The sequence below is a fragment of the Dyella psychrodurans genome (assembly GCF_003363265.1).
Classification (GTDB): Bacteria; Pseudomonadota; Gammaproteobacteria; order Xanthomonadales; family Rhodanobacteraceae; genus Dyella_B; species Dyella_B psychrodurans.
This window is the reverse complement of record NZ_QRBF01000005.1, coordinates 15,265-36,021: the sequence shown is the minus strand read 5'-3', so window position 1 is coordinate 36,021 and position 20,757 is coordinate 15,265. Positions and strand designations below refer to the sequence as shown.

Here is a 20,757-nt window from a genome sequence, read left to right as displayed (position 1 = left end):
GTGGAAAACGAAGATTGTGAGACCGGTGTGCTGCGTCTCAGCCACTGGTTTCTGCGCTGTTGAGGGCACGCAAACGATTGCGTGTAAGCGGTCCGAATCGAAGTTGCTCGCTCAGCGATTCAAGTTGAGTCATGCCGCGCTGGCGCACCAACCCATCCGCGCCGTCGCTTATCGGTGCGTCCAAGGCTATGCGCGTGAGCCGCCGGTACAGTCTTGCCGACTCGCCATGTTCCTTGAGCTTTGCCGCGCAGCTGGCAGCGCCTCGCAAGCGCAGAAACGCCACTTCATCGATGCGCTCAAGCAGTTCGTCGAGGCTGCCGAAATGTCCCAGCAGTGCGGCAGCGGTTTTGGCGCCGATACCCGGCACGCCTGGAATGTTGTCCACCGCATCGCCGCAAAGTGCGAGATAGTCGGCGACCTGTTCCGGGTGCACGCCGAGTCGCTCGAACACGCCGGCAGGACCCCAGCGCTGATTGCGCGCGAAATCCCATTGCTCGTCGTGTTCGCCGAGCAGCTGGCCGAAATCCTTGTCTGCCGAAACGATTACGCTGCGAAAGCCATGGCTGCGCAAATTCCACAGCGTGCTTCCGATGAGGTCATCCGCTTCGTAGGTGTGATCGACCAGCATGCGGACACCAAGGGCCTCGGTGATGGCGCGGCATTGCACGAACTGATGTTCCAGATCGGGCGGGGGAAGCTCGCGATTGGCCTTGTAGGCGGGATAGATCGCATTGCGGAACGATGTGGTAAGCGACGCATCGAACGCCACGGCGAGATGCGTCGGACGTTCGCGTTCCAGCAGTTCGCAAAGAAAGCGCGTGTAGCCGTGTACCGCGTTGACCGGATGGCCGTCTGCATCGTGGAATTCGTCCGGCATCGAGTGCCAGGCGCGAAAGACGTACAGGCTGCCGTCGATCAGATGCGCGGTGGGTTGGCTGGCGGTCTTCACGGGCTCAGGCCTTCCACTGCGACAGCAGATCGTCGAGCGCGGGGCGATCGCGATCGGGAATTTCCGCTTGCGGCGTGCCGATATGCACGAAACCGACAACGCACTCGTTCTTCGCCAGATTCAGCAGCGAAGCGACTTCCGGATCGTACGCCGCCCAGCCCGTGAGCCACTGCGCGCCGAAGCCGAGCGCATAAGCGCCCAGCAGGATGTTGTAGGCCACGTTGCCGGCGCACAGTTTCTGCTCGATCTCGGGTATGCCGGCCTCGTCGTCGAGCCGGGCCACCACGACGATCACCAGCGGTGCAAACGTGTAGCGAAAGCGCTCCTTCTCGCGCTTGGATTCCGGCAGATTCGGATCGCGACGGATGGCGCGTTCGGCGAGCTGCGCGCCGAATTTCAGCTTGTCGTCGCCGCGCAATTCGATCAGCCGGAATGGCACCAGCTTGCCGTGGTCGGGTACGCGGATCGCCGCTTCCAGCAAGGCGCGCAAGGTGGCTGCATCGGGAGCGGGTTCGCCGAGCTGGCGCGATGGAGCGGAGTGGCGTTGTTGAAGCAGCGAAAGCGCGTTGGACATGGGAGGGGGGTATCGGGGAAAACGCCTATCCTACAACTGCCGGTGGCCGGTCACGATGCCTGGACGTCACGCAGACGGAGCCGTGAAATCGCCGTACGATCGGCGCCGTCCTTTCTATCGGGTGCGAGCGTATGAGGATCACGGCGACCTTGGCGGCACTGGTTTTGCTCGCCCTCGCAGCCCTGCCGTTGCGAGGCGCGATGGCGGCCGACACGATTGAAGACGGCTACTTCACGACGGACGACGGTGCGCGCATTCATTATTTGCACGAGGGAGGCGGAGCGGCTCCTGCGCTCGTTCTCATTCCCGGCTGGACGCTCACTGCGTCGCTATGGCGCGAGCAACTGGAACATTTCTCCGGAGATCATCGAGTTATCGCAATCGATTCGCGCTCGCAGGGTGAATCGTCGATCATGCAGACCGGCAATACGCCTGAGCGCCGCGCGCAGGATTTGCACGAGTTGGTGGCGTCGCTGCATGTCGACCGCTTTGTGCTCGTCGGCTGGTCGCAGGGCGCGCAGGACGTCGCCGCGTACGTGCAACAGTTCGGCACCGGTTCCTTGGCTGGCGTGGCGTTTGTGGATTCGCCGGTATCCGCAGGCACGAACGAACTCGATATCCGAAAGGCTTTCAGCAAAGCCATCCTGTCGGGATTGTCGGCCTATGCGAAACAGCCAGCAGACTACAGCGCCGGCATGGTGCGATCGATCTTCAAACAGCCGCATCCTGCGGCCGAGGTCGACGCGGTCATTGCCCAAGCGCAGCACACGCCGCCGACGGTGGGCACAGCCATGCTTGTCTCGGACATCTTCGGCGCGGACCGCCGACCGGCTTTGCAAAAGATCGATCGTCCGGCATGGGTGATCGCATCGGCTAATTCACCACTGCTCGATGCTCAGAAGGAGATGGCAACGGCCATCCGCGGCGCGCATCTGGTGGTGGTTCCGAATGCCGGGCATGCGGTGTTCGTCGATGACCCTCAGACGTTCGACAAGGCGTTGGGCGATTTGCTTACCGCATCCGATTCAGCTCGATCGCGCTAGCTGAAAACTATCAGGCAGCAATGCTTCCACCGTGGTGAGACGAGTGGTGCCCGCAAGATTGGCGAGCAGCACCGGCATCGACGGGTCGCACAGTTCGGTCAGCACCTGGCGACAGGCGCCGCATGGCGTGACGGGCTCCGGCGTGTCGGCAACGATCGCTATCGCGCTGAAATCGCCGGGCCGGTATCCGGCGGCGATGGCGCTGAAGAGTGCAGTACGTTCGGCGCAGTTGCATAGGCCGTACGCGGCGTTTTCCACGTTGCAGCCGGAGAACTGACGGCCGTCCCGTGTTTCGAGGGCCGCCCCGACATGAAAGCGGGAGTAGGGTGCGTAGGCGCGTTCGCGCACCGTCCGGGCCAATTCCAACAGGGTGGGGCTTACCGTTTGTTCGGTCATCGGGGCTCCGTCGCTGCCCTGGCCGTCGGGCCGGTCAGTCTAACCCGGGGTTCGCCCGGAGGTACGCATCGGCTAGGATGCGGTAACAACTCCGCTGGGGATGGCCGATGTCGATCACGGTGTCTGCATTGCGTGAAACTGCCGCGGGCGAGCGGCGTGTGGCGATCACGCCTGAAGTCGCAAAGAAATTGCGTGGCAAGGGGTTGCGCGTTGTGCTCGAACGCGGCGCCGGAACGTCCGCCGGATTTCCGGACGCCAGTTATGCCGATGTGGAATTTGCCGACGCGGCGCAGGTTATCGCTCAGGCCGATCTGCTGGCGTGTGTGGTGCCGCCTCATGATTCCGTATTCGGAGGCTTGCGCGAAGGTGCCGTGGTGATCGGACAGCTGCGTCCTCACGGCGCGGCCGAACGCATCGCACAGCTGACGCAACGCAAGTTGACGTCCTTCTCGCTGGAATTGCTCCCGCGCACCACGCGTGCGCAGGCCATGGATGTGTTGAGTTCGCAGGCGGCGGTGGCGGGCTATCGGGCCATGCTGATCGCGGCGGAGAACGCACCGAAGTTTTTCCCGATGCTGACGACCGCCGCGGGCACCATTCGGCCTTCGCGCGTGTTGGTCATTGGCGCTGGCGTTGCGGGCCTGCAGGCGATCGCTACGGCGCGCCGCCTTGGTGCGCAGATCGAGGGCTACGACGTGCGTCCGGAGACGCGCGAACAAGTCGAGTCGCTCGGCGCGAAATTCCTGGAGTTGGGTGTCAGTGCCGCCGGCAGCGGCGGTTACGCACGCGAACTCACCGCCGAAGAGCGCGCCGCGCAGCAGCAGGCGCTGGCCGATCATCTGAAGGTATTTGACGTCGTGGTAAGCACCGCCGCGGTGCCGGGCCGCCCTGCGCCGAAGATCATCACGAAAGCGATGGTGGACGGCATGAAGCCTGGCGCGCTGATTGTCGATCTTGCCGCGGAGAGTGGCGGCAATTGCGAACTGACTCGTCCCGGCGAGCGCGTCGGGCATGGCGAGGTCACGATTCTCGGGCCACTGAACCTTGCCGCAGGCGCACCGCTGCATGCGTCGGAAATGTACGCGCGCAATATCTTCAACTTCGCGGAGCTTCTAGTGCGCGACGGTGCGCTGCAACCGGACTTCAACGACGAGCTGGTTGCAAAGAGTTGCGTAACCCGCAACGGCGAGGCCGTGTTCCAGGGCTGAGCCTTCGCAGCAAGTTGCCGAAGACGACGAGACGTCATGCGCCGTCTTTCGATGTCTGATCAAAGGGGAAGCGAGTAGTGCCACATAACGCCGGCGTATCGACGAGTGCGCCATCCCGACGCCTGGCTTCCCTCGATGCTTTACGAGGTTGCACCGTTGCAGCGATGTTGCTGGTGAATGATCCCGGCGACTGGGGTCATGTATTTACGCCCCTGGATCATTCGCCCTGGAACGGCTGCACGCCGACCGATCTGATATTTCCCTTCTTTCTGTTCGTGGTCGGTGTTTCCTGTGCGCTTTCGCTGGTGGTGCGCCATGAACAAGGCGTAATGGCCGGTGAATTGGCTCGTACTGCACTATGGCGAGCACTGCGCATTCTGGCATTGGGCGTCTTGATCAACGCGCTGGCATGGTGGTGGATGCCCGGCGTGCACATGCGCTTTCCCGGCGTGCTGCAACGCATAGGCGTGTGTTTTGCGGTGACCGCGCTGTTTGCGCTTTACACGCGGCCGCGCACACAGTGGGGAGCGATTGTCGCACTGCTGCTTGGCTATTGGGGATTGCTCGAACTCGGCGGATCGCTCGATCGATGGGTAAATATTGCCAGCCGCGTCGATACCGCCGTCTTCGGCCATTTTGTGTATCTTGTCGATCCAGCCACCGGTCGCGGACACGATCCGGAAGGTTTGCTCAGTACGTTGCCGTCGATCGCCACCGCTTTGCTTGGCTTGCGCATGGGTGGGTGGCTGCGCGCCGATAAGCAGAAAGCGCTGGTACTTGCCGGCGCGGCGTTGGTGGTCCTTGGCGCGTTGTGGTCGTCGGTGCTACCGCTCAACAAGAATCTTTGGACATCGTCATTCGTGTTGTGGTGCGCGGGTTGGGCGACCCTGGCTCTTGTTGTATTTCACGTGCTGGTCGATCAGCGCGGCTGGCCGGCGATCGGCCGACGCTTCGGCATGAATGCCATTGCTGCCTATGCAGGGTCGGAGCTGATGCAAATCATTCTGCCGGCGCTAGGTTGGCAAGATCCGCTCTATCGACATCTGTTCGCGCAATGGATCACGCCGCTTGCCGGACCCTACGTGGCATCGCTGGGTTTTGCGGTAGCGTTTGTCGCGGTGTGGTGGGCGATCGTGTGGGTGATGGATCGCCGAAGGTGGTACGTGAAGCTCTGACACGAGCACCACGGTCCACTAAACGCCGGTAGCTCGATACGTAGCAGGCGAGGGGCGTTATGAGAAATCCGTCCGTTCTCCATAGCGGAGAACGGAACTGGCGATCAGCGTCCCGGCATCCCAAAGGCATGCCTGGCTGGCAGCGTGGAATTGGGCCCCATGTGCTGCAACCAGCGTTGCTTCTGTTCAGGACTCTGCTGTAGCCACTGGCGACGAAGTGCGTCGCGCTGCGAAGGGGGGAGTTGCTGGAAACGCTGGAAAGCATCATGCAGCTGCTGTTGCCTGGCCGGTGGCAGCGTGTCGTACAAATGCTGGTTCTGGCGAGCCTGCTGGCGTTCTTCCGGCGTCATCTGCTGCCAGCGCTCGATATTCGCCTTGATTTCCTGCTGACGCTCGGGCGGCAACCTTTCCCAGTTCTGGGCGCGCTGGAGCATTCGCTCCTGTCGCTTGGGCGGAAAGGAATTCCACTGTCCCTGCAACGGGCTAAGCAGGTTCTGTTGCGTCGGCGAAAGTGTGTTCCATGGGTGCGGCACCGGTGCATCTTGCGCATACGACGGTGCCCCGGCCATGAGGCCGATCAGAAAGGTGGCTAGCAGGGACAGGTGAAATGGTCGTGGCAGCATGGATCAGTTTTTGGCCTGGCCGTTGCTGTTGTTGGCAGCCAGCCAGCTGTAGAAGTCGAGATTCTGGTAAAGGCCAGGATCGCCGTTATCTGCGCCCGGCGGAAGGTCGTTGTCCGGCTCGGTGGCAGTGGCCATGGCGGCTGTCGGGTTACCGTTGTTGCTGTGCGGTTTTGGCGTCGGTTGCCAGATCATCAGCGCAGCCAGGGCCATGGCGGCCAGCGCACCAACCGGTAGCAGCACGCGCGCACGATGGTGCGGCGAGGCGTGCCCGGTGGCAGCCTGCAAAGCAGTGCGACGCGCGGCGCGCAGGCGTCCGGCCGTGACCGGGTCCAGGCTCTGGGTCGCTTCCTGGTAGAGCGCGCGGGCGCGCTTTTCGAATTGTTTGTCGGACGAGTTCATCGCCACTCCTCCAGTTCCTCTCGCAAATGCTGCATGGCGCGCGAGAGATGAGTTTTTACGCTGCCTTCCGAGCAGCCCATCGCCTGGGCGGTTTCAGCCACATCCAGGCCTTCCAGCACTCGCAGCATGAAAGCTTCACGCTGGCGTCGCGGAAGTCGCTTCACGGCTGCGGCCATGTCCGCGTAAGACCGTTCTCCATGCAGCTTTTCCAAGGGGTCAGGGCCGGTATCGGCCGGTTCCCACACGGGTAATTCGTCGCCGTCGTCGTCGCGGCCGCCACCGAGCCAGCCGACCACGATGGAGCGCACCTTGCGCCGACGCTGCAGATCCACGATGCGGCGGCGGAGGATGCCCCAGAACAGTGGCGTCCATTCCTCGGCAGGCTTGTCCCGATAATGCTTGACCAGACGGAGCATGGCGTCCTGCACGGCGTCCAGGGCGTCTTCGCGGTTGCCGAGGTGCAACTCGGCCATACGGAAGGCCCGGCGCTCCATGCCGGCCAGGAAGGCGTCCAGCGTGGCGGGAACAGCCCTGCCTTCCTGGGCAAGAAGTTCCGAATCAAACACTGCCGAGACGCTGTTCATGGCGCCGTTTTCCGAATCGTCAGGCCGAGCATCCCGGGGCTCCATCTGTTCGACTCTCGCCATTAACGCACCGGGCTCGCGCGGGTTGACCCGGCCCCGTATGATGGGGTGCACCTAGCAGATTGGCAGGGGAAACACATGCTCGATGGGTTCCTGGCGCTTTATGTGTTCATGCTGGCCGCATTTACGGGTTACGAGATCATTGCGCGGGTGCCCGTCATTCTGCACACGCCGCTCATGTCCGGTTCGAACTTCGTTCACGGCATTGTGCTGGTTGGAGCCATGATTGCGCTAGGCCACGCCCGGACCCCGTTCGAAATGGTCATCGGGTTCATCGGCGTCCTGCTCGGGGCGGGCAACGCCGCCGGCGGGTACGTGGTGACTGAACGGATGCTGGAAATGTTCAAGTCCAGCAAGCCCGGGAAGGGCAGCGGGGAGGCCAAGTGATGGCCTGGCCCCAGACCTTGATCGACGCTTCCTATTTCCTCGCTGCACTGCTCTTCATTCTCGGCCTGAAGCGCATGAGTTCGCCGCGCACCGCGCGCGGCGGCATCGTCTGGGCCGGATTCGGCATGCTGCTGGCGGTGCTGGCCACCCTGCTGCTGCCCGACATGGCGAACAGGGGGCTGATCATTGCCGCGGTGCTCATCGGCGTGGCTGCGGCGTGGTGGTCCGGGCGCCGGGTGGCGATGACGGCCATGCCCCAGATGGTGGCGCTCTACAACGGTATGGGCGGCGGTGCCGCGGCGGCCATCGGCGCGAGTGAGCTCGCGACGCATGCGGTCGACTACACGGTCGCGGCGCCGAATACCTTTCCATTGATGCCCGAAAGCTGGTCGCCGCTGCATGCGGCGACCGCCGTGGCGCAGCTTTCGCCGGTGGCGCTCGCGCTGGGCGTATTGGGTGCGTTGATCGGTTCGGTGAGCTTTTCGGGTTCGCTGATCGCCTTCGCCAAATTGCAGGGCTGGCTGGATCGCCGTTTTGTATTCCCCGGCCAGCGCGTGGTGAATCTGCTGGTGCTGGCCGCCGCCGTGCTGATTGGCGTGATGCTGGCGACAGGGCATGTGTACGTCGCGTGGATCGGTGCGTTTTTCGTGCTGGCCCTGTTGTTCGGCGTGTTGATGACCTTGCCCATCGGCGGCGCCGACATGCCGGTGGTGATTTCGCTCTACAACGCATTCACCGGTCTTGCGGTGGCGTTTGAAGGTTTCGTGCTGCACAACGAAGCGATGATCATCGCGGGCATGGTGGTCGGCGCAGCCGGTACCTTGCTCACGCAGTTGATGGCGAAGGCGATGAACCGTTCGATCGGCAACGTGCTGTTCGGCAGTTTCGGTGCGGCGGCGGGTGCGTCGGCACAGGAGATCGGCGGTAGCCAGAAGCCGATCGAGGCCGCCGATGCCGCGGTGATGATGGCGTATGCCGAGCGCGTGGTGATCGTGCCGGGCTACGGCATGGCCGTCGCACAGGCGCAGCACAAGGTATGGGAATTCGCGCAGTCGCTGATCGCACGCGGCGTGAAAGTGAAGTTCGCCATTCACCCGGTCGCCGGTCGCATGCCCGGTCACATGAACGTGCTGCTCGCCGAAGCGGGCGTACCGTACGACCTGATCGCTGACATGGAAGACATCAATCCCGAATTTCCCACAACGGATGTGGCGTTGGTGATCGGCGCTAACGACGTGGTGAATCCGTTGGCGAAGACCGATCCTTCATCTCCGATCTATGGCATGCCGATTCTCGATGTGGCCGACGCCAAACAGGTGATCGTGGTGAAGCGCGGCAAAGGCACCGGTTTCGCGGGCATCGAGAATGCACTGTTCTATGCGGACAATGCGCGCATGCTCTATGGGGATGGCCAGGCTGCGGCGGGGCAGCTTGTTTCCGAGCTGAAAGCGCTGGATACCTAGTACGTTAGTTCTTTTTCGCGGCTGAGCGCAGGCTGACGATGGCCGCCACTATCAGGCCTGCCACATCCCAGTAGATGTCGCGCGGCGTGATGCCCATGCGGGCCAGATCCATCAGCATCGAATAACCGGCGGTACGCATGGCCTCGACCATGCCGAAACCCATCATGTCCGCCACATCGGTGGCGACGGCCAGCACGCGCACATAAACACACGCCAGAGCCGTAGCCAGCCATGCGAGCAGCAAGACATTCCACTTGCGGCCGTGCACCCATTGCCGGATGGCGAAGGCGAGTATCCATCCGGCCGGCACGGCCAGTTCCGGCAGGGGACGGCGCACCATGACGACGGGCACCAGCCAGATGGCGCCAGCGGCCAGCCCCAGCATCACCGCGCAAATCAGCGCAAAGAGTTCGCCAAGCACGCGCTGCAGGATCATGGCTGGTCCAAGTGAATGGATCGGAACAAGGTCACGCTGGGTCCTGCTGGCAAAGCGCCCATCTTAGCGTGACAGGACCGATTTCTGTGCCGATCCTCCCTTGAGATCGGCCGGTTTCAACCTGATTTGTGAGACATGGCCCGCAGGCGGCCGGCATAATAGCGGGCCGGCACGCCGCCGGAAGGCTTTTCAACACGATCCCTTGAGATGGCATGAGCGGTTTCAGTCTTAGCAGCGAACCCTTTACCCTGGAGCGAGACTGCAGCGCGGTCATGGTGCCCCAAGGCGAAAGCGTGACTTTGCCGGCCGGTCAGGTCGGCTACATCACGCAGGCGCTTGGCGGCAGTTTCACGGTGTATGTGGAAGGCAACCTGTTCCGTATCGCCGGCAACGATGCCGACGCGCTGGGCAAAGAGCCGCCGCCGCCGCTGGAACTGGCCGACGACGCCAGCGACGCCGATGTCGAAAAGCTGATATGGCAGCAACTGCGCACGGTGTTCGATCCGGAAATTCCGATCAACGTGGTTGAGCTGGGGTTGGTCTACGACGTAAGCCTCGAATCGACCGCACCCGACCAGCGCAAGGTCTACGTGAAGATGACGCTGACTGCGCCCGGTTGCGGCATGGGCGATGTATTGATCGACGACGCACGCACCAAGCTGGAATTGATTCCCACGATCATCGAAGCGGATGTGGACCTGGTGTTCGATCCGCCGTGGAACCATTCGATGATGTCGGAAGCTGCGAAGCTCGAAACCGGCATGCTTTGAGCGCCCCGGACGGGGTCTGTCGCAGCGTGTGCTACGCGGCAGCGTCAGTGAGTTTGTTTGCACGGCTCATGCTTGTGCATGCCGAATTTCGATTTACCGCACACGACATCTACTTGGTCAACGCCAAGCCGGTGGCTAAGGCTTTTCGCCAATACCAAATGCAGACATAGGTGCGTAGTTGGTTTTCGCGCTGAATTAGTAACGCGCCTATATATTGAAAAAGAAGTGGAATTTTCACTACGGGCGGCGTATAGGATACGAACACGCGGCATGCCTTGTGCCGCTCGCTAGACAAGCTGCGCAATATCCATTTTGTCAAAAAGGGGTATTTCGTATGAAGAAGAAGCCTGTGCAATGCATGCTTTTATGTCTGGTCTTCGCATTGCCGTGTATCGCTTTCGGTTACCAGGAGCAACTGAAAGTAAAGGTGACCGTAAAAGGTGGGTGTACCACCACGGGTAACGACGAAGCTCACTTCGGCGAACATGTTTCAGGTGCTGCGCACAACGCCCTTGAAGGAAAGGGAGAGGTGCGCTACTGGTGCAGCAATGGAACCACGCACACCATCATCGCCGATAACGGGCAGAATTACTCAGGCGCCGTGCGCAATATGAAGCGGACGGGTGGAACCGAAACCATCCCTTATACATGGGCGCATACGCCAGAAAGCGCTACTGGCGGCGGGCCTAGTCCTGAAGCAAAAGTTGATGTCACCGTTGGTTTGGCCGCAAACGCTTTGGCAAGCGTGCCACCGGGTGAGTATGAAGACACCGTGACGGTCACCATCGAACCCTGATCAGAGGAGCTAGGTGATGCTTACGATCAAGCGCTTTGGGCTTGGAGTGCTCGGCTTAGTGCTGGCCGGCTCGGCGGCGGCGGCAAACTTCAGCGTCTCACCGCTGCGGCTGGATTTGACGGGAAGACGCGCCGTGGTGGTTGTCGCGCATGAAGGCGACACACCCCTGGAGCTGAAAGTAGAGGCCAAGAGTTGGACGCAAGTCGATGGCAAGGATGTGTATAGCGACACCAGCGATTTGAATTTCTTTCCCAAGCAGTTCACGTTGCCGACGCCAACGGGAGGGCAGGGCAAGGGAAAGGTCAGTAACGCAAATCCGAACCAGCGCTTCATCAGTGTCTCTATCGCGGACAAGGGTGCTATGTCGGGTACGGAAAAAGCGTACCGACTCTTCATCACGGAGTTGCCGCCTCCGCACCACGAGGCGGGCGAAAGTGTGGTGATACGAACGAGTTTCGGCATACCCGCGTTTGTTAGCGACCCCAAGGCCAAGGTGAGCGCAAAGCTGAGCGCCAGCGTGGAAGGCGGCGGGGCCGGCCTCATCAAGGTGCGGCTTACCAATCAGGGCACGGCGCATGCGCATCTGAAATCCATCACATCCAATCCCGCGGGCATCACCAGCGGTGAGATGGATGAGTGGTATGTGTTGCCCGGCGCCTCGCACCTGTATTCGTTGCCTATTTCCGGCAGCGTGTGCAGCGCATCGCAAGCCACGCTGAGCATCAATCTTGATCAGGGCAAACCGATTGCCGTGCCTGTTTCTATTCCCAGCGGCGCGTGCAAGTCGGGCTAGTGCAATCGAAGTGCCAGGTTGAAGTAGCTCGTTCCGGTACTGCGGGCCAAGGACGACCGCCATGCGGGTCAAGCGGTTCTGACTCGCCATGCGTTTACAGGCGTACCGGATGTAGCAGTGCGTGCAGGAGCGCGCGTGTACGACGGAGGGGCCGAAGCGCGACAAACGTCAGGATGACGGCAGCATGTGCGGGAAGAGACTTTAGCCTCTTGATCGATCATTCATCCAGATGAGCGGTCGGGGAGAGGCTGGGTGCGCAAGATCCCGATCATCCGTGCCATGGCGAATCGTTGTGGATGGAGCATGGGCTGGTTGCTGGCCATGTGCCTTGCTCCGGGTATCCATGCTGCCGCGACGCCGGCGGTGGAGCATCATGATTCGACGTTGAGCGAAGTCGTTTTGACGGTGGACGTCAATCATGGCAAGCCCGCGGAAGAGGATGCGTTGACTGACGGACAACGCGTGCTATTGCCAGCGTCGATGCTCGATGAATTCGGTTTGCTGGCGAAACCGAAACTGGAGCGTGTCAACGCCAAAGACTATTTTGATCCGGAGAGCGTCAAAGGGGCGGAGAACGAGATCGACCTCAACGCGCTTGCGGTGCATATCGTCGTGCCCGGCGATCTGTTGAAGGGAAAAAACGTCAATCTGTCCGAACCGGTGATTCGCACGTTGACACCCGAGCCGCCCTGGTCAGGATTTCTGGATTACAGCTATAGCCGTACCGAGTCCCAAGGACGAGCGTATCAACAGGCGCTATTGTCGCCGCACCTTCGCATGTTCGGATGGTCGATTTTCGACGAGCAGGTGCTATCAAGCACACCGTCCGGATTCAGCAACAATCGCTTCGACACCGTTGCGTATCACGATTGGCCCAACGATGCCTTGCGCCTTCTCGTCGGCGATTACACGCCCAGCACAGGCGACTTGGGCACCACGTTTTCCCTGGCGGGGATTACCTTGCAGCGAAGCTACGCCTTGCAGCCCGGGCAAGTGATCAACCCGACGGCCAGCATGTCCGGCATCGCCCAGTCACCCTCGCAGGCGCAGATCTACATGGATGGCGTCATGATCGGTGCGATGAATATCGGCCCGGGTCCCTTCAACTTTCAGGGCCTGCAGGGCTACGGTGGTCTGCGCAACATCAGCGTACTGGTGACGGACGCCGCGGGTAATCAACACACGTACTACGTGCCCTACTACTTCAGCAATGAGTTGCTTAAAGCGGGTTTCGATACCTTCGATATGAGCTTTGGTTCACCTCGCGCGAGTTTTGGTGCGGGTGGATACAGCGGAAAAGCCGCGAGCATGGCCTATCTCTACGGCGTGACGGATTGGTGGACCATCGGCACCAACGACAGTTACCTTCAGGGCGATCGACGCCTTTCGCCATTGATGACATTTGGCCTGGGGCCTGTTGGCACGATCACATTGATGAGTGCGCAACGTCAGCACGATCATCTGCATCGCTACGCGCATGAGGTGAATTTCGACGGCGTGTGGCAACACACGGAATTCCGGTTTCAATGGCGGCACGCGCAAAAGGATTTTGACGATGCGCTTACATTGACAGGCAACGGCCAGGAAAATGTCAGCCAACCGGGTATGAGCGAGCCGAACGTCGGTGTGCCGATTCTTCCCGACCTGCGCGCACGGGATCGCTATTCGATGGTTGTGTCGCAGGCGCTCGGGCCGGTCGGAACTCTTTCCGCCAACGTCGGCAGGCTTTATCGCTTCGACAACAGTGTGGTGACGAGCGAGTCGCTAAATTGGTCGTTGCGATTGCCATGGCGCGGGCAATTGACGTTGAGCGGACTGCGTGCGACTGGCGGCGGCACGCGGCTGCGTGGCATTTTCGCGTCCGTCTATATTCCATTCGGCAATCGCACCACGGTGAGTACGGGCTATCGAAACGTCACCAACAGCCCGCCACAGCGATACATCGAAGCCACCATGTATCCGCCTTCCGATGGTGGATTTGGTTATTGGCTTTACGACAGTTGGCAAGGCCCCATCGACGACAAGGATGCTCATGTCACGTGGCTCAATCGTTGGACGCAGATCGACGTGGGTGCCCGCGACGTGGACGATGGTTCTTTCGTGCAACAGTCCACTAATTTCTCGATCAGCGGTGCGGTTGCGACGATCGGCGGCCACGTTTATCTCACGCCGGAGATCAACGACGCCTTTGCCGTAGCCGATGTCGGTTACCCGGGCGTGGGTGTCAATCGCGGCGGTACGCCGATAGGTGTCACCGGTCGCAACGGCACATTGCTGGTGCCCAGTTTGGCGCCTTACGCCGCCACGACGCTTTCTGTCCGCGAAGACGATTTGCCCATGGACGTGGATTTGCTGGAGCCGAAGATCGACGTAGTGCCCGCCGACGGCGCCGGCGTTTTGGTGAAATTCGCTTTGCCCAAAATCTCTGCCGTGAACGGCTCGCTACATTTCTCGCCGGCGCACGGCGGAGGCACCATCGATAACTACGCGATAACGGTAACGGCGCCGGACGGGGAAGTTTTCAGCCAGCGCACGGGCGATAGAGGATTTTTCGAGTTGGATAATATGACCAGCGGCGCCTACCGCATCGACGTGCCCGGTGCATCGCCCGCGTGTACCGCTGTGATCCATGTGCCTGATGAGAGGCCGGCCATTTGGCAGGCAGGGCAGGTGACTTGTGAATAAGTTCATATGGCGCTTTGGCTTGGCAGCGGTGCTGCTCGTCTTGTCTGGCGCGCCGGCGTATACCCAATTCACGATGCCACCACCCGCGGAACCGGTGGATCCGCTGCCGCCGTCGATACATCCTTTGCCGCCGCATACCGAACCTGTTCCTGCGGCGGCCGAGTGTCATGTCGATACCAACGTTCTCAATTTCGGTAACTACACATCCGGGCAAAACCGAAACCTGGACATGACGATGGGCTGGAGCCTGCGGTGCACGGAGCCGGCGAGACTCCTGGTTACCGTGTCACCCAGTCCCGACAGCGGTAGCTTTGAGTACCGTTTGCTGCGTCATCAAGGAGGCGACAACGCTACGTTGCGATACCAGCTTTATACCGAATGGAGTCGTTCAATACCGTGGGGCGATGGGACTGGCGAAAGCCAACCTATTGAAGTGATCGTTCAAAACTACAGTCAAGTGGAGGCATTTGGCAGAGTCTTCGCCAATCAAAATGCTGTTCCGGGCGAATATTCCGACGATATTCTGGTGACGATTGAAGTGGAATGACGGCGGTTATGCCGCTCCGCTGATTTCTTCGAATCGATTGGCGTCGCGATTCTTGCGCACCTTGGCCGGGTCCCACACGCGTCCGTTCATGGCGATGTAAACACCATCAGGCAAGGTCTGCACGGCGGCGACGGCGCAACCGATGTTGAACACGGCATCCGAGCCCTGGAAGCGCGCCGGGTTCAGCGCACCGGTGATTACGATCACCTTGCCCTTGATCGAAGCGAGTTCCTTGGCGGTTTCCACCATGGTGTCCGTGCCATGCGTCACCAGCACATGGCGATGCGGTTGCGCCTCGATGGTGGAGCGAATCAGCGCGCGGTCTTCCGCGTTGATGTGCAGGCTGTCCTTGCGCAGGATCGGGATCACATCGAACTGGAACGCCACGCCGAGTTGGCCCAGGATTTCGCCGATCTGCGGGGCGCCGATCTTGTAGTCCGATTTGTCGTCGAAGTAAATCTTGTCGATGGTGCCGCCGGTGGTGACGATGGTCAGATGCTGCATGATCGCAATGCCGTGGGGGGTGAGCCGGCATTTTAACCGCAGACCGTCCCGGTGTCGGCGTTTCATTCCGTCAGCAGTCGGGTGTCCTCGCCGCTGATGTCCGACAGGCGCAGCAGGCCGTGTCCGAGAAAGCGCCGCAGGGCGGCAGCGGGGCGCTCGTCGCCGCGCGACGAGGACCAGGCCGACTGGCGTGCCATCAAGGCGGCCGCCGCGCAGCGTGCCAGCGTGGTCGCAATGCCTCGCGCGCCGGCCTCCAGGACGCTGCGCTCGACCTTCTGCGCATCCATATGCGTGGCTGCCGCATCGAGGGCGGCGTGAATCGCGAACGAGGCCTGGGCGTTATGGGCCTCGCCCAGCCAGCCGGTAATTACCTTGCGCAGCGCGGCGAAGCTGTTGTTGCCGGCCAGCGCGCGCAGGCTGTCCAGCGAGAGTACGTTGGTGGTGCCTTCCCAGATCGCGTATACCTGCGCATCGCGCAGCAGCTGCGGCAATCCTGTGTCCTCGATGTAGCCGGCGCCGCCGAAGCATTCCAGTGCTTCCGAACAGAGGCTTACCGCCATCTTGCCCGTCCACAGTTTGGCCAGCGGAGTGAGCAGGCGCAGCGAAGCGGTTTCCTGCAAGGTCGCCACCTTCTGTTCAACGCGACCGAGCAAATAGGCGACTTCGAAAGCCAGCGCGAACGCACCTTCGAATTCGGCCTGCATGTCGGCCAGCGTTTGCGCGTGCAGCGGTTGTTCGATCAGCGTGCGGCCGAAGGCCTGACGCCGCGATGCGTAATCGCGCACCAGTGCGATCGCCCGCGCCATGCTCGCGACGGCGCAGATCGCGTTCCACGTACGCGTGACATTGAGCATCGGCGCAACTTGCCGTACGCCATGCGCAAGTTCGCTCACAGGCGTTGCCGGTAAGCCGTCGAGGTGGATCTCCGCCGTGGGCAGTTCATGCGTGCCTAGCTTGTCTTTCAGACGATCGATGATCAGCTCGGGTTTGCGCTCGGTGCCGTTCATCGTTTCGACGTAAAACAATGCAAGTGCCGCGGTGCCGGTTCCAGCGCCTTCAGGACGGGCCAGCGCCAGCGCCGCCTCGCCGACCACGGCGGAACTGAACCACTTGCGGCCATAGAGACGCCATTGGCCATCGGCATCCTGCCTGGCCACGGTTTCGGTATTGCCTACGTCAGAGCCGCCCGCGTTCTCGGTCATCCATTGGCCCGAGAGCCAAAAATGGTTCGGATCGCGGCTGAGGAAATGCGGCAGCGCGCGTTCGATCAGCGATGGGTTACCGGATGCTTTCAGTGCCGTCGCCGCACCGTCTGTCATCGCCAAGGGACAGGTATAGAACTCGCTGGCGATGTGATAGACGTAAACGCGCGCGAATTCCTCCAGGCGCGCATGCTCGTGATTCTCATGCCCGGCAGCGAGAACGGCGTGGCGTGTCGTCAGATGTGGGCCTTCGGTCCATGCGGTGGTCAGTTCGATGCGATCGACGCGACGGCCCCAGGCATCCCACTGCGTCAGTACGGGCTTGCGGCGCGTGCTGCGGCCGCTGCGTTCCCACGCCATTTGCGCGTAGTCGCCCAGCGCATCGAGATCGGCATCCAGTGCGGCCCGGCGTTTCGACGGAAAGACGCGATCAAGCAACGCGAGCAACAATCGGTCGTTCCGGTGTGGATGAGCCAGTTGCGGAGCGTCTTGCAGGAATCCCATGGCGGCACCTCGCGAAGCCTTGTGGCGAGTATAGGCAAAGGTGCGCGTGCTGCGGGTTGTCGCGACGATCCGATAGCATGGGCGGCCAGCTAGAGGAGGCAAGATCATGCGGTTTTCGGAGGTGTTGGACGGCATTCGTCGCGATGGCGATACATGGATCGCCTCGATCAGCGAGGACTGGTTGCAAGGGCGCAGCGCATTCGGAGGTATCCAGGCAGCGCTGGTGTTGCGGGCGATGCGTACCCTGGTGGTGGCCGATGTGCCGCTGCGCAGCCTTCAGGTCGCCTTTCTTGCGCCGGTGCCTGCCGGCGACATTCGTATCGCGGCGAAAATCTTGCGGCAGGGCAAAAGTGTGACCCAGGTGGAAGCGCGATTGATCGACGGCGATAACACCGTTTGCCTGGTGATCGGCGTGTTCGGAGCGCCGCGTGCTTCAACACTGAATCTTCTGCCATCTCAACCGGCCGTGCAGGCCATGCCCAAGACACATGTGCTTAGCTATGTGCGGGGACTGCTACCTCAGTTCACGCAGCATTTCGAAGCCCGCTGGCTGCAAGGCGATATTCCTTTCTCGGGGAGTACGAAGACCGAGCAGGTGGTCGAAGTCTCGCTCAAGGATGACGGCGTCGCCGATGAGGCGCACGTGATTGCATTCGCCGACTTCATTCCGCCGGTTGCGTTGTCCATGCTCGATCAACCTGCGCCGGGCAGTTCGTTGACTTGGATGCTTGAACTCTTTGCCGACGGCCGCGGACTGCCGTTGAACGGCTGGCGCATCGACGCGCAACTGCAAGCCGCGCAAGATGGTTACACCAGCCAACAAGTGATGTTGTGGGGGCCGGGTGGTGAACCGATCGCGTTGAGCCGCCAGAGCATGGTGGTATTTGGCTAACTCGCCTTCGCGGCCGGCCGGCGTTTCACGCCGGCGCCGAGCGTGCCGATTAGCAACAGCGTGAGCAGTACTTCAAGCAACGCCGGCCCGCGCTCCTGCGCTGAACTCCAGCTTTCCGCAACGCCATGGCAGAAATAAAACAAGCTGAGGATGCCGACCCAGAGCAGTGCGCGATGCATGTTGCGAAGCGCGAGCAACGGCAGCAGCAAAGGAATCACGGCGATCGCCAGCGCAAGCCACATCGGTAGGTGCTGCGGCGGAAACAGCCATGCATACCATGCGCACTGCAAAGCGATCAGCGCCATCCACGTAATAAAGCCGATGCGATGCATAAGAGAAAGCGGCGCACGCATCACGGCGCCGCCAGCTTGCGTGCGGTATCGGCAAGGCGCCTGCCCAGTGCGCGGGCGAGTTCGCGTTCGTGTTCGGTAATGCTGTTCTCGCCTTTGGCGCCGGCGACGTGGCTGGCGCCATAAGGCGTGCCGCCGCTCAGCGTGCTGGTGAGTGCCGGCTCGGTATACGGAATGCCAAGCAGCAGCATGCCGTGGTGGAGCAGCGGTAGCGCCATGCTCAGCAGAGTCGATTCCTGACCGCCATGCATGGTGCTCGTAGCCGTGAAGACGGCAGCGGGTTTGCCGACCAGCGCTCCGCTGGCCCATTCGGCGCCGGTGCTGTCGAGGAAATGCTTCAACGGCGCGGCCATGTTGCCGAAGCGGGTAGGGCTCCCCAGCGCGAGCCCGGCGCATTCGTGCAGATCCTGCTTGGTGACGTAAGGCGCACCTTCTTCGGGCTCGGGCGGCTGCGCAACCTCGGTCACCGGCGCCACGGGGGGCACCTGGCGCAGCCGTGCACGTATCCCGGGGATCTCTTCGATGCCCCGCGCAATCAGGCGGGCCAGCTGGGCGGTATGGCCGTTGCGGCTGTAGTAGAGCACCAGGATGTCATTCATGCGTTTGGGAGGTTAAGACAGGATGGGGTAGTGTACGGGGCAGACCAGGGAAGTTGACTAGGCCCATGAACCTGCGCTTCAACCGAGACCGCACGCTTACCTTTAGTTACTTTCTTTGGCAGCGCTTTCTCAACGACAAGTGCTTCGAGACGGCCGGCGCGCTGTCCTATACGACGCTGGTTTCGCTGGTGCCGCTCACCGTGGCCGTATTGGCCATGTTCGCCGCCTTCCCGATGTTCGAGGAAGCGCGCGACACGCTGATCAATTTCGTGTTCACCAATTTCGTGCCGGCTGCGGGCGAGACGGTACAAAAAGCACTGCTGGATTTTGCTTCCAATGCGCGCAAGCTCACGGGCATAAGCATACTGGTCATGCTGTTCAGCGCGGTGTCGATGATGAACAGCATCGAGGATCGGCTCAATCGGATCTGGAAGGTGCGCAACCATCGGCCCTGGGGGCCGCGCCTGTTGCTCTACTGGGCTGCCCTGACACTGGGGCCGGTCCTGGTGGTCGGCGGTATTGCCGTGACGTCCTACGTGGCCGCCGTGCCGATGTTCCGCGATGCGAGCGAGCAACTTGGCATCGGGCAGGAATTGCTTAAGGCGCTGCCACTCGTCGTGACGTTTCTGACGTTGTGGCTGATGTACACGACGATTCCCAATCGCCGCGTCAACAAGAAACACACGGCGATCGGTGCTTTTCTCGGTGCCATCCTGTTCGAATTGGCGCGGTGGATGTTTACCCACTACGTCCAACATGCGCAGAACTACCAGCAGATCTATGGCGCCCTCGCCATCATTCCGCTGTTGCTGTTGTGGATTTATCTGTCGTGGGTGATCGTGATTCTTTGCGCTTCGGTGGCGGCGTCGGTATCCGCGTTTGAATACCAGGCGCCTTGCGACGTCATGCCGGAAGGTTCGGAATTTCTCGGTCTGTTGGTGGTGCTGCGCCACTTTGTCGATGCGCAGCGTACGGGAAACGCACTCGATCCCGCGACCGTTCGTGCGGCGGAGCCGTATCTGCGCAGCGAATCGATCACCGCTTATTTCGAAGATCTTGCGCGCGCCGATCTCGTCCATCGGCGAGAGTCCGGCGGCTGGATGATGACGCGCAGTCTCGACAGCACCGATTTGCTGCGTGTGTATTGCAACAGCGGTTATCAGTTGCCGCTGAATCCGCTGAAACAAGCGCAGGCGTCCGGTATCGAGCTGCCTCCGGAACTCCTTTCGGTGTTGAACGAACTGGCGCGTTCCATCGATGTGACATTGGGCACGCGACTGGACAAGGTTTATCCTGTCACGATCCCGCAAGCTACCGACACCCCGGAATCCGAATCATGAAGTTGCTGCTCTCCTCAGTGATCCTGGCGCTGCTCCTGGCTGCATGCCTGTGGATCGCGCCTGCTTTTGCCGCCATGCCCGCTCAGCCGTCGTTGAAAGTGACCACGCTCGATGGCAAGCCTTACGACCTGGCGTCGCAGCGGGGGCATTGGGTGATCGTCAATTTCTGGGCGACCTGGTGCGCACCGTGTGTCAAGGAGCTTCCCGACATCGCGCATTTCGTCGCCACGCATTCCAACGTGCGCGCCATCGGCATTGCCTATGAAGACACCGACCCCTCGGACATTCGCGCGTTCCTGGACAAGCACCCGGTCAGTTATCCCATCGCGCAAGTCACCATGGACAAGCCGCTGAAGGATTTCTCCGAACCGCTTGGTTTGCCGACCACATGGCTGATCGGGCCGGACGGCCGGGTTGCCAAACATTTCATGGGTCCGATTACCTCCGCCGATCTCGCTGCCGCCATCGGGCATTGATG

Annotated in this window: 24 protein-coding genes; 13 read left to right on the top strand and 11 right to left on the bottom strand. The window is 61.3% G+C overall.

Annotated elements, in window-relative coordinates:
* Positions 1 to 37: 37 nt before the first annotated feature.
* On the bottom strand, positions 38 to 949 hold the full coding sequence (locus tag DWU99_RS13345) for a 5'-3' exonuclease (protein ID WP_115478568.1): 912 nt from the start codon (positions 947 to 949) through the stop codon (positions 38 to 40).
* Between the two features lie 4 nt (positions 950 to 953).
* Positions 954 to 1,523 carry a nitroreductase family protein gene (locus DWU99_RS13340; protein WP_115478567.1) on the bottom strand — a complete coding sequence of 190 codons (570 nt, stop codon included), beginning with the start codon at positions 1,521 to 1,523 and terminating at the stop codon, positions 954 to 956.
* 131 nt (positions 1,524 to 1,654) lie between these two features.
* Between DWU99_RS13340 and DWU99_RS13335 the strand changes: the two genes are divergently transcribed.
* A complete protein-coding gene (locus DWU99_RS13335) occupies positions 1,655 to 2,566 on the top strand; it encodes an alpha/beta fold hydrolase (protein WP_115478566.1) in 912 nt (303 codons plus the stop codon).
* Here DWU99_RS13335 and cdd read toward each other — a convergent pair.
* Positions 2,549 to 2,962 (bottom strand): cytidine deaminase, encoded by a 414-nt coding sequence (gene cdd / locus DWU99_RS13330; protein ID WP_115478565.1) that lies wholly within the window; start codon positions 2,960 to 2,962, stop codon positions 2,549 to 2,551. The genes DWU99_RS13335 and cdd overlap by 18 nt on opposite strands.
* Positions 2,963 to 3,069: 107 nt before the next feature.
* On the opposite strand from cdd, the gene DWU99_RS13325 reads away from it, so the two are divergent.
* Both DWU99_RS13325 and DWU99_RS13320 read left to right on the top strand, forming a co-directional pair.
* The gene (locus tag DWU99_RS13325) at positions 3,070 to 4,170 is read left to right on the top strand and encodes an NAD(P) transhydrogenase subunit alpha (protein ID WP_115478564.1); all 1,101 of its coding nucleotides are present in this window, start codon (positions 3,070 to 3,072) and stop codon (positions 4,168 to 4,170) included.
* A 77-nt stretch (positions 4,171 to 4,247) separates the two neighbouring features.
* Complete coding sequence (locus DWU99_RS13320; protein WP_115478563.1) at positions 4,248 to 5,345, top strand: acyltransferase family protein; 1,098 nt, start codon at positions 4,248 to 4,250, stop codon at positions 5,343 to 5,345.
* A gap of 104 nt (positions 5,346 to 5,449) precedes the next feature.
* Here the strand turns inward: DWU99_RS13320 and DWU99_RS13315 are convergent, their stop codons facing one another.
* Genes DWU99_RS13315 through DWU99_RS13305 form a run of 3 tightly spaced genes read right to left on the bottom strand, consistent with a single transcriptional unit; the run spans position 5,450 to position 6,951 of the window.
* On the bottom strand, positions 5,450 to 5,968 hold the full coding sequence (locus tag DWU99_RS13315) for a DUF3106 domain-containing protein (protein WP_115478562.1): 519 nt from the start codon (positions 5,966 to 5,968) through the stop codon (positions 5,450 to 5,452).
* 3 nt (positions 5,969 to 5,971) lie between these two features.
* Positions 5,972 to 6,367: a hypothetical protein gene (locus DWU99_RS13310; protein ID WP_115478561.1), complete on the bottom strand. Its 396-nt coding sequence runs from the start codon at positions 6,365 to 6,367 to the stop codon at positions 5,972 to 5,974.
* The gene (locus DWU99_RS13305) at positions 6,364 to 6,951 is read right to left on the bottom strand and encodes an RNA polymerase sigma factor (RefSeq protein ID WP_115478560.1); all 588 of its coding nucleotides are present in this window, start codon (positions 6,949 to 6,951) and stop codon (positions 6,364 to 6,366) included. Before DWU99_RS13305 ends, DWU99_RS13310 begins: the two co-directional genes overlap by 4 nt.
* A 138-nt stretch (positions 6,952 to 7,089) precedes the next feature.
* Between DWU99_RS13305 and DWU99_RS13300 the strand changes: the two genes are divergently transcribed.
* Together DWU99_RS13300 and DWU99_RS13295 are read left to right on the top strand one after the other, a co-directional pair.
* Positions 7,090 to 7,398: an NAD(P) transhydrogenase subunit alpha part 2 gene (locus DWU99_RS13300; protein WP_115478559.1), complete on the top strand. Its 309-nt coding sequence runs from the start codon at positions 7,090 to 7,092 to the stop codon at positions 7,396 to 7,398.
* Complete coding sequence (locus tag DWU99_RS13295) at positions 7,398 to 8,861, top strand: NAD(P)(+) transhydrogenase (Re/Si-specific) subunit beta (RefSeq protein WP_115478558.1); 1,464 nt, start codon at positions 7,398 to 7,400, stop codon at positions 8,859 to 8,861. The genes DWU99_RS13300 and DWU99_RS13295 overlap by 1 nt, the downstream gene beginning before the upstream one ends.
* Before the next feature lie 4 nt (positions 8,862 to 8,865).
* On the opposite strand, the gene DWU99_RS13290 is transcribed toward DWU99_RS13295, so the two are convergent.
* Positions 8,866 to 9,297 (bottom strand): hypothetical protein, encoded by a 432-nt coding sequence (locus DWU99_RS13290; RefSeq protein ID WP_115478557.1) that lies wholly within the window; start codon positions 9,295 to 9,297, stop codon positions 8,866 to 8,868.
* Between the two features lie 212 nt (positions 9,298 to 9,509).
* On the opposite strand from DWU99_RS13290, the gene sufT reads away from it, so the two are divergent.
* The 5 genes from sufT to DWU99_RS13265 all read left to right on the top strand — a co-directional run bounded on the left by sufT (position 9,510) and on the right by DWU99_RS13265 (position 14,888).
* Positions 9,510 to 10,067, top strand: coding sequence for a putative Fe-S cluster assembly protein SufT (sufT, locus tag DWU99_RS13285; protein WP_115478556.1), 558 nt, complete (start codon positions 9,510 to 9,512; stop codon positions 10,065 to 10,067).
* 334 nt (positions 10,068 to 10,401) lie between these two features.
* Positions 10,402 to 10,863, top strand: a complete 462-nt coding sequence (locus DWU99_RS13280) for a spore coat protein U domain-containing protein (protein ID WP_115478555.1) — start codon at positions 10,402 to 10,404, stop codon at positions 10,861 to 10,863.
* 16 nt (positions 10,864 to 10,879) lie between these two features.
* Positions 10,880 to 11,656: a fimbrial biogenesis chaperone gene (locus DWU99_RS13275; protein ID WP_115478554.1), complete on the top strand. Its 777-nt coding sequence runs from the start codon at positions 10,880 to 10,882 to the stop codon at positions 11,654 to 11,656.
* Positions 11,657 to 11,908: 252 nt separating this feature from the next.
* Positions 11,909 to 14,341, top strand: a complete 2,433-nt coding sequence (locus DWU99_RS13270) for a fimbria/pilus outer membrane usher protein (protein ID WP_115478553.1) — start codon at positions 11,909 to 11,911, stop codon at positions 14,339 to 14,341.
* Positions 14,334 to 14,888 carry a Csu type fimbrial protein gene (locus DWU99_RS13265; protein WP_115478552.1) on the top strand — a complete coding sequence of 185 codons (555 nt, stop codon included), beginning with the start codon at positions 14,334 to 14,336 and terminating at the stop codon, positions 14,886 to 14,888. The genes DWU99_RS13270 and DWU99_RS13265 overlap by 8 nt, the downstream gene beginning before the upstream one ends.
* A 6-nt stretch (positions 14,889 to 14,894) precedes the next feature.
* Here DWU99_RS13265 and DWU99_RS13260 read toward each other — a convergent pair whose 3' ends face one another.
* Both DWU99_RS13260 and DWU99_RS13255 read right to left on the bottom strand, forming a co-directional pair.
* A complete protein-coding gene (locus DWU99_RS13260) occupies positions 14,895 to 15,392 on the bottom strand; it encodes an asparaginase domain-containing protein (RefSeq protein WP_115478551.1) in 498 nt (165 codons plus the stop codon).
* Between the two features lie 62 nt (positions 15,393 to 15,454).
* Positions 15,455 to 17,098, bottom strand: coding sequence for an acyl-CoA dehydrogenase family protein (locus DWU99_RS13255; protein WP_115478550.1), 1,644 nt, complete (start codon positions 17,096 to 17,098; stop codon positions 15,455 to 15,457).
* A gap of 106 nt (positions 17,099 to 17,204) precedes the next feature.
* On the opposite strand from DWU99_RS13255, the gene DWU99_RS13250 reads away from it, so the two are divergent.
* A complete protein-coding gene (locus DWU99_RS13250) occupies positions 17,205 to 17,990 on the top strand; it encodes an acyl-CoA thioesterase (RefSeq protein WP_115478549.1) in 786 nt (261 codons plus the stop codon).
* Here DWU99_RS13250 and DWU99_RS13245 read toward each other — a convergent pair.
* Both DWU99_RS13245 and wrbA read right to left on the bottom strand, forming a co-directional pair.
* Positions 17,987 to 18,343, bottom strand: a complete 357-nt coding sequence (locus DWU99_RS13245) for a DUF2069 domain-containing protein (protein WP_115478548.1) — start codon at positions 18,341 to 18,343, stop codon at positions 17,987 to 17,989. The genes DWU99_RS13250 and DWU99_RS13245 overlap by 4 nt on opposite strands.
* Positions 18,343 to 18,939 carry an NAD(P)H:quinone oxidoreductase gene (gene wrbA, locus DWU99_RS13240; protein WP_115478547.1) on the bottom strand — a complete coding sequence of 199 codons (597 nt, stop codon included), beginning with the start codon at positions 18,937 to 18,939 and terminating at the stop codon, positions 18,343 to 18,345. The genes DWU99_RS13245 and wrbA overlap by 1 nt, the downstream gene beginning before the upstream one ends.
* 65 nt (positions 18,940 to 19,004) lie before the next feature.
* Here wrbA and DWU99_RS13235 point away from each other — a divergent pair, with 65 nt between their 5' ends.
* Positions 19,005 to 20,279, top strand: a complete 1,275-nt coding sequence (locus tag DWU99_RS13235) for a YihY family inner membrane protein (protein ID WP_115478546.1) — start codon at positions 19,005 to 19,007, stop codon at positions 20,277 to 20,279.
* Positions 20,276 to 20,755: a TlpA family protein disulfide reductase gene (locus DWU99_RS13230; RefSeq protein WP_115478545.1), complete on the top strand. Its 480-nt coding sequence runs from the start codon at positions 20,276 to 20,278 to the stop codon at positions 20,753 to 20,755. The genes DWU99_RS13235 and DWU99_RS13230 overlap by 4 nt, the downstream gene beginning before the upstream one ends.
* Positions 20,756 to 20,757 lie beyond the last annotated feature (2 nt).

What these genes read in the sequence shown, in the direction of transcription:
- DWU99_RS13340 (WP_115478567.1), bottom strand. Translation starts at nt 1,523, where the DNA reads ATGTCCAACGCGCTTTCGCTGCTTCAACAACGCCACTCCGCTCCATCG.
- DWU99_RS13335 (WP_115478566.1), top strand. Translation starts at nt 1,655, where the DNA reads ATGAGGATCACGGCGACCTTGGCGGCACTGGTTTTGCTCGCCCTCGCA.
- cdd (WP_115478565.1), bottom strand. Translation starts at nt 2,962, where the DNA reads ATGACCGAACAAACGGTAAGCCCCACCCTGTTGGAATTGGCCCGGACG.
- DWU99_RS13325 (WP_115478564.1), top strand. Translation starts at nt 3,070, where the DNA reads ATGTCGATCACGGTGTCTGCATTGCGTGAAACTGCCGCGGGCGAGCGG.
- DWU99_RS13315 (WP_115478562.1), bottom strand. Translation starts at nt 5,968, where the DNA reads ATGCTGCCACGACCATTTCACCTGTCCCTGCTAGCCACCTTTCTGATC.
- DWU99_RS13310 (WP_115478561.1), bottom strand. Translation starts at nt 6,367, where the DNA reads ATGAACTCGTCCGACAAACAATTCGAAAAGCGCGCCCGCGCGCTCTAC.
- DWU99_RS13305 (WP_115478560.1), bottom strand. Translation starts at nt 6,951, where the DNA reads ATGAACAGCGTCTCGGCAGTGTTTGATTCGGAACTTCTTGCCCAGGAA.
- DWU99_RS13300 (WP_115478559.1), top strand. Translation starts at nt 7,090, where the DNA reads ATGCTCGATGGGTTCCTGGCGCTTTATGTGTTCATGCTGGCCGCATTT.
- DWU99_RS13295 (WP_115478558.1), top strand. Translation starts at nt 7,398, where the DNA reads ATGGCCTGGCCCCAGACCTTGATCGACGCTTCCTATTTCCTCGCTGCA.
- DWU99_RS13290 (WP_115478557.1), bottom strand. Translation starts at nt 9,297, where the DNA reads ATGATCCTGCAGCGCGTGCTTGGCGAACTCTTTGCGCTGATTTGCGCG.
- sufT (WP_115478556.1), top strand. Translation starts at nt 9,510, where the DNA reads ATGAGCGGTTTCAGTCTTAGCAGCGAACCCTTTACCCTGGAGCGAGAC.
- DWU99_RS13280 (WP_115478555.1), top strand. Translation starts at nt 10,402, where the DNA reads ATGAAGAAGAAGCCTGTGCAATGCATGCTTTTATGTCTGGTCTTCGCA.
- DWU99_RS13275 (WP_115478554.1), top strand. Translation starts at nt 10,880, where the DNA reads ATGCTTACGATCAAGCGCTTTGGGCTTGGAGTGCTCGGCTTAGTGCTG.
- DWU99_RS13260 (WP_115478551.1), bottom strand. Translation starts at nt 15,392, where the DNA reads ATGCAGCATCTGACCATCGTCACCACCGGCGGCACCATCGACAAGATT.
- DWU99_RS13255 (WP_115478550.1), bottom strand. Translation starts at nt 17,098, where the DNA reads ATGGGATTCCTGCAAGACGCTCCGCAACTGGCTCATCCACACCGGAAC.
- DWU99_RS13250 (WP_115478549.1), top strand. Translation starts at nt 17,205, where the DNA reads ATGCGGTTTTCGGAGGTGTTGGACGGCATTCGTCGCGATGGCGATACA.
- DWU99_RS13245 (WP_115478548.1), bottom strand. Translation starts at nt 18,343, where the DNA reads ATGCGTGCGCCGCTTTCTCTTATGCATCGCATCGGCTTTATTACGTGG.
- wrbA (WP_115478547.1), bottom strand. Translation starts at nt 18,939, where the DNA reads ATGAATGACATCCTGGTGCTCTACTACAGCCGCAACGGCCATACCGCC.
- DWU99_RS13235 (WP_115478546.1), top strand. Translation starts at nt 19,005, where the DNA reads ATGAACCTGCGCTTCAACCGAGACCGCACGCTTACCTTTAGTTACTTT.
- DWU99_RS13230 (WP_115478545.1), top strand. Translation starts at nt 20,276, where the DNA reads ATGAAGTTGCTGCTCTCCTCAGTGATCCTGGCGCTGCTCCTGGCTGCA.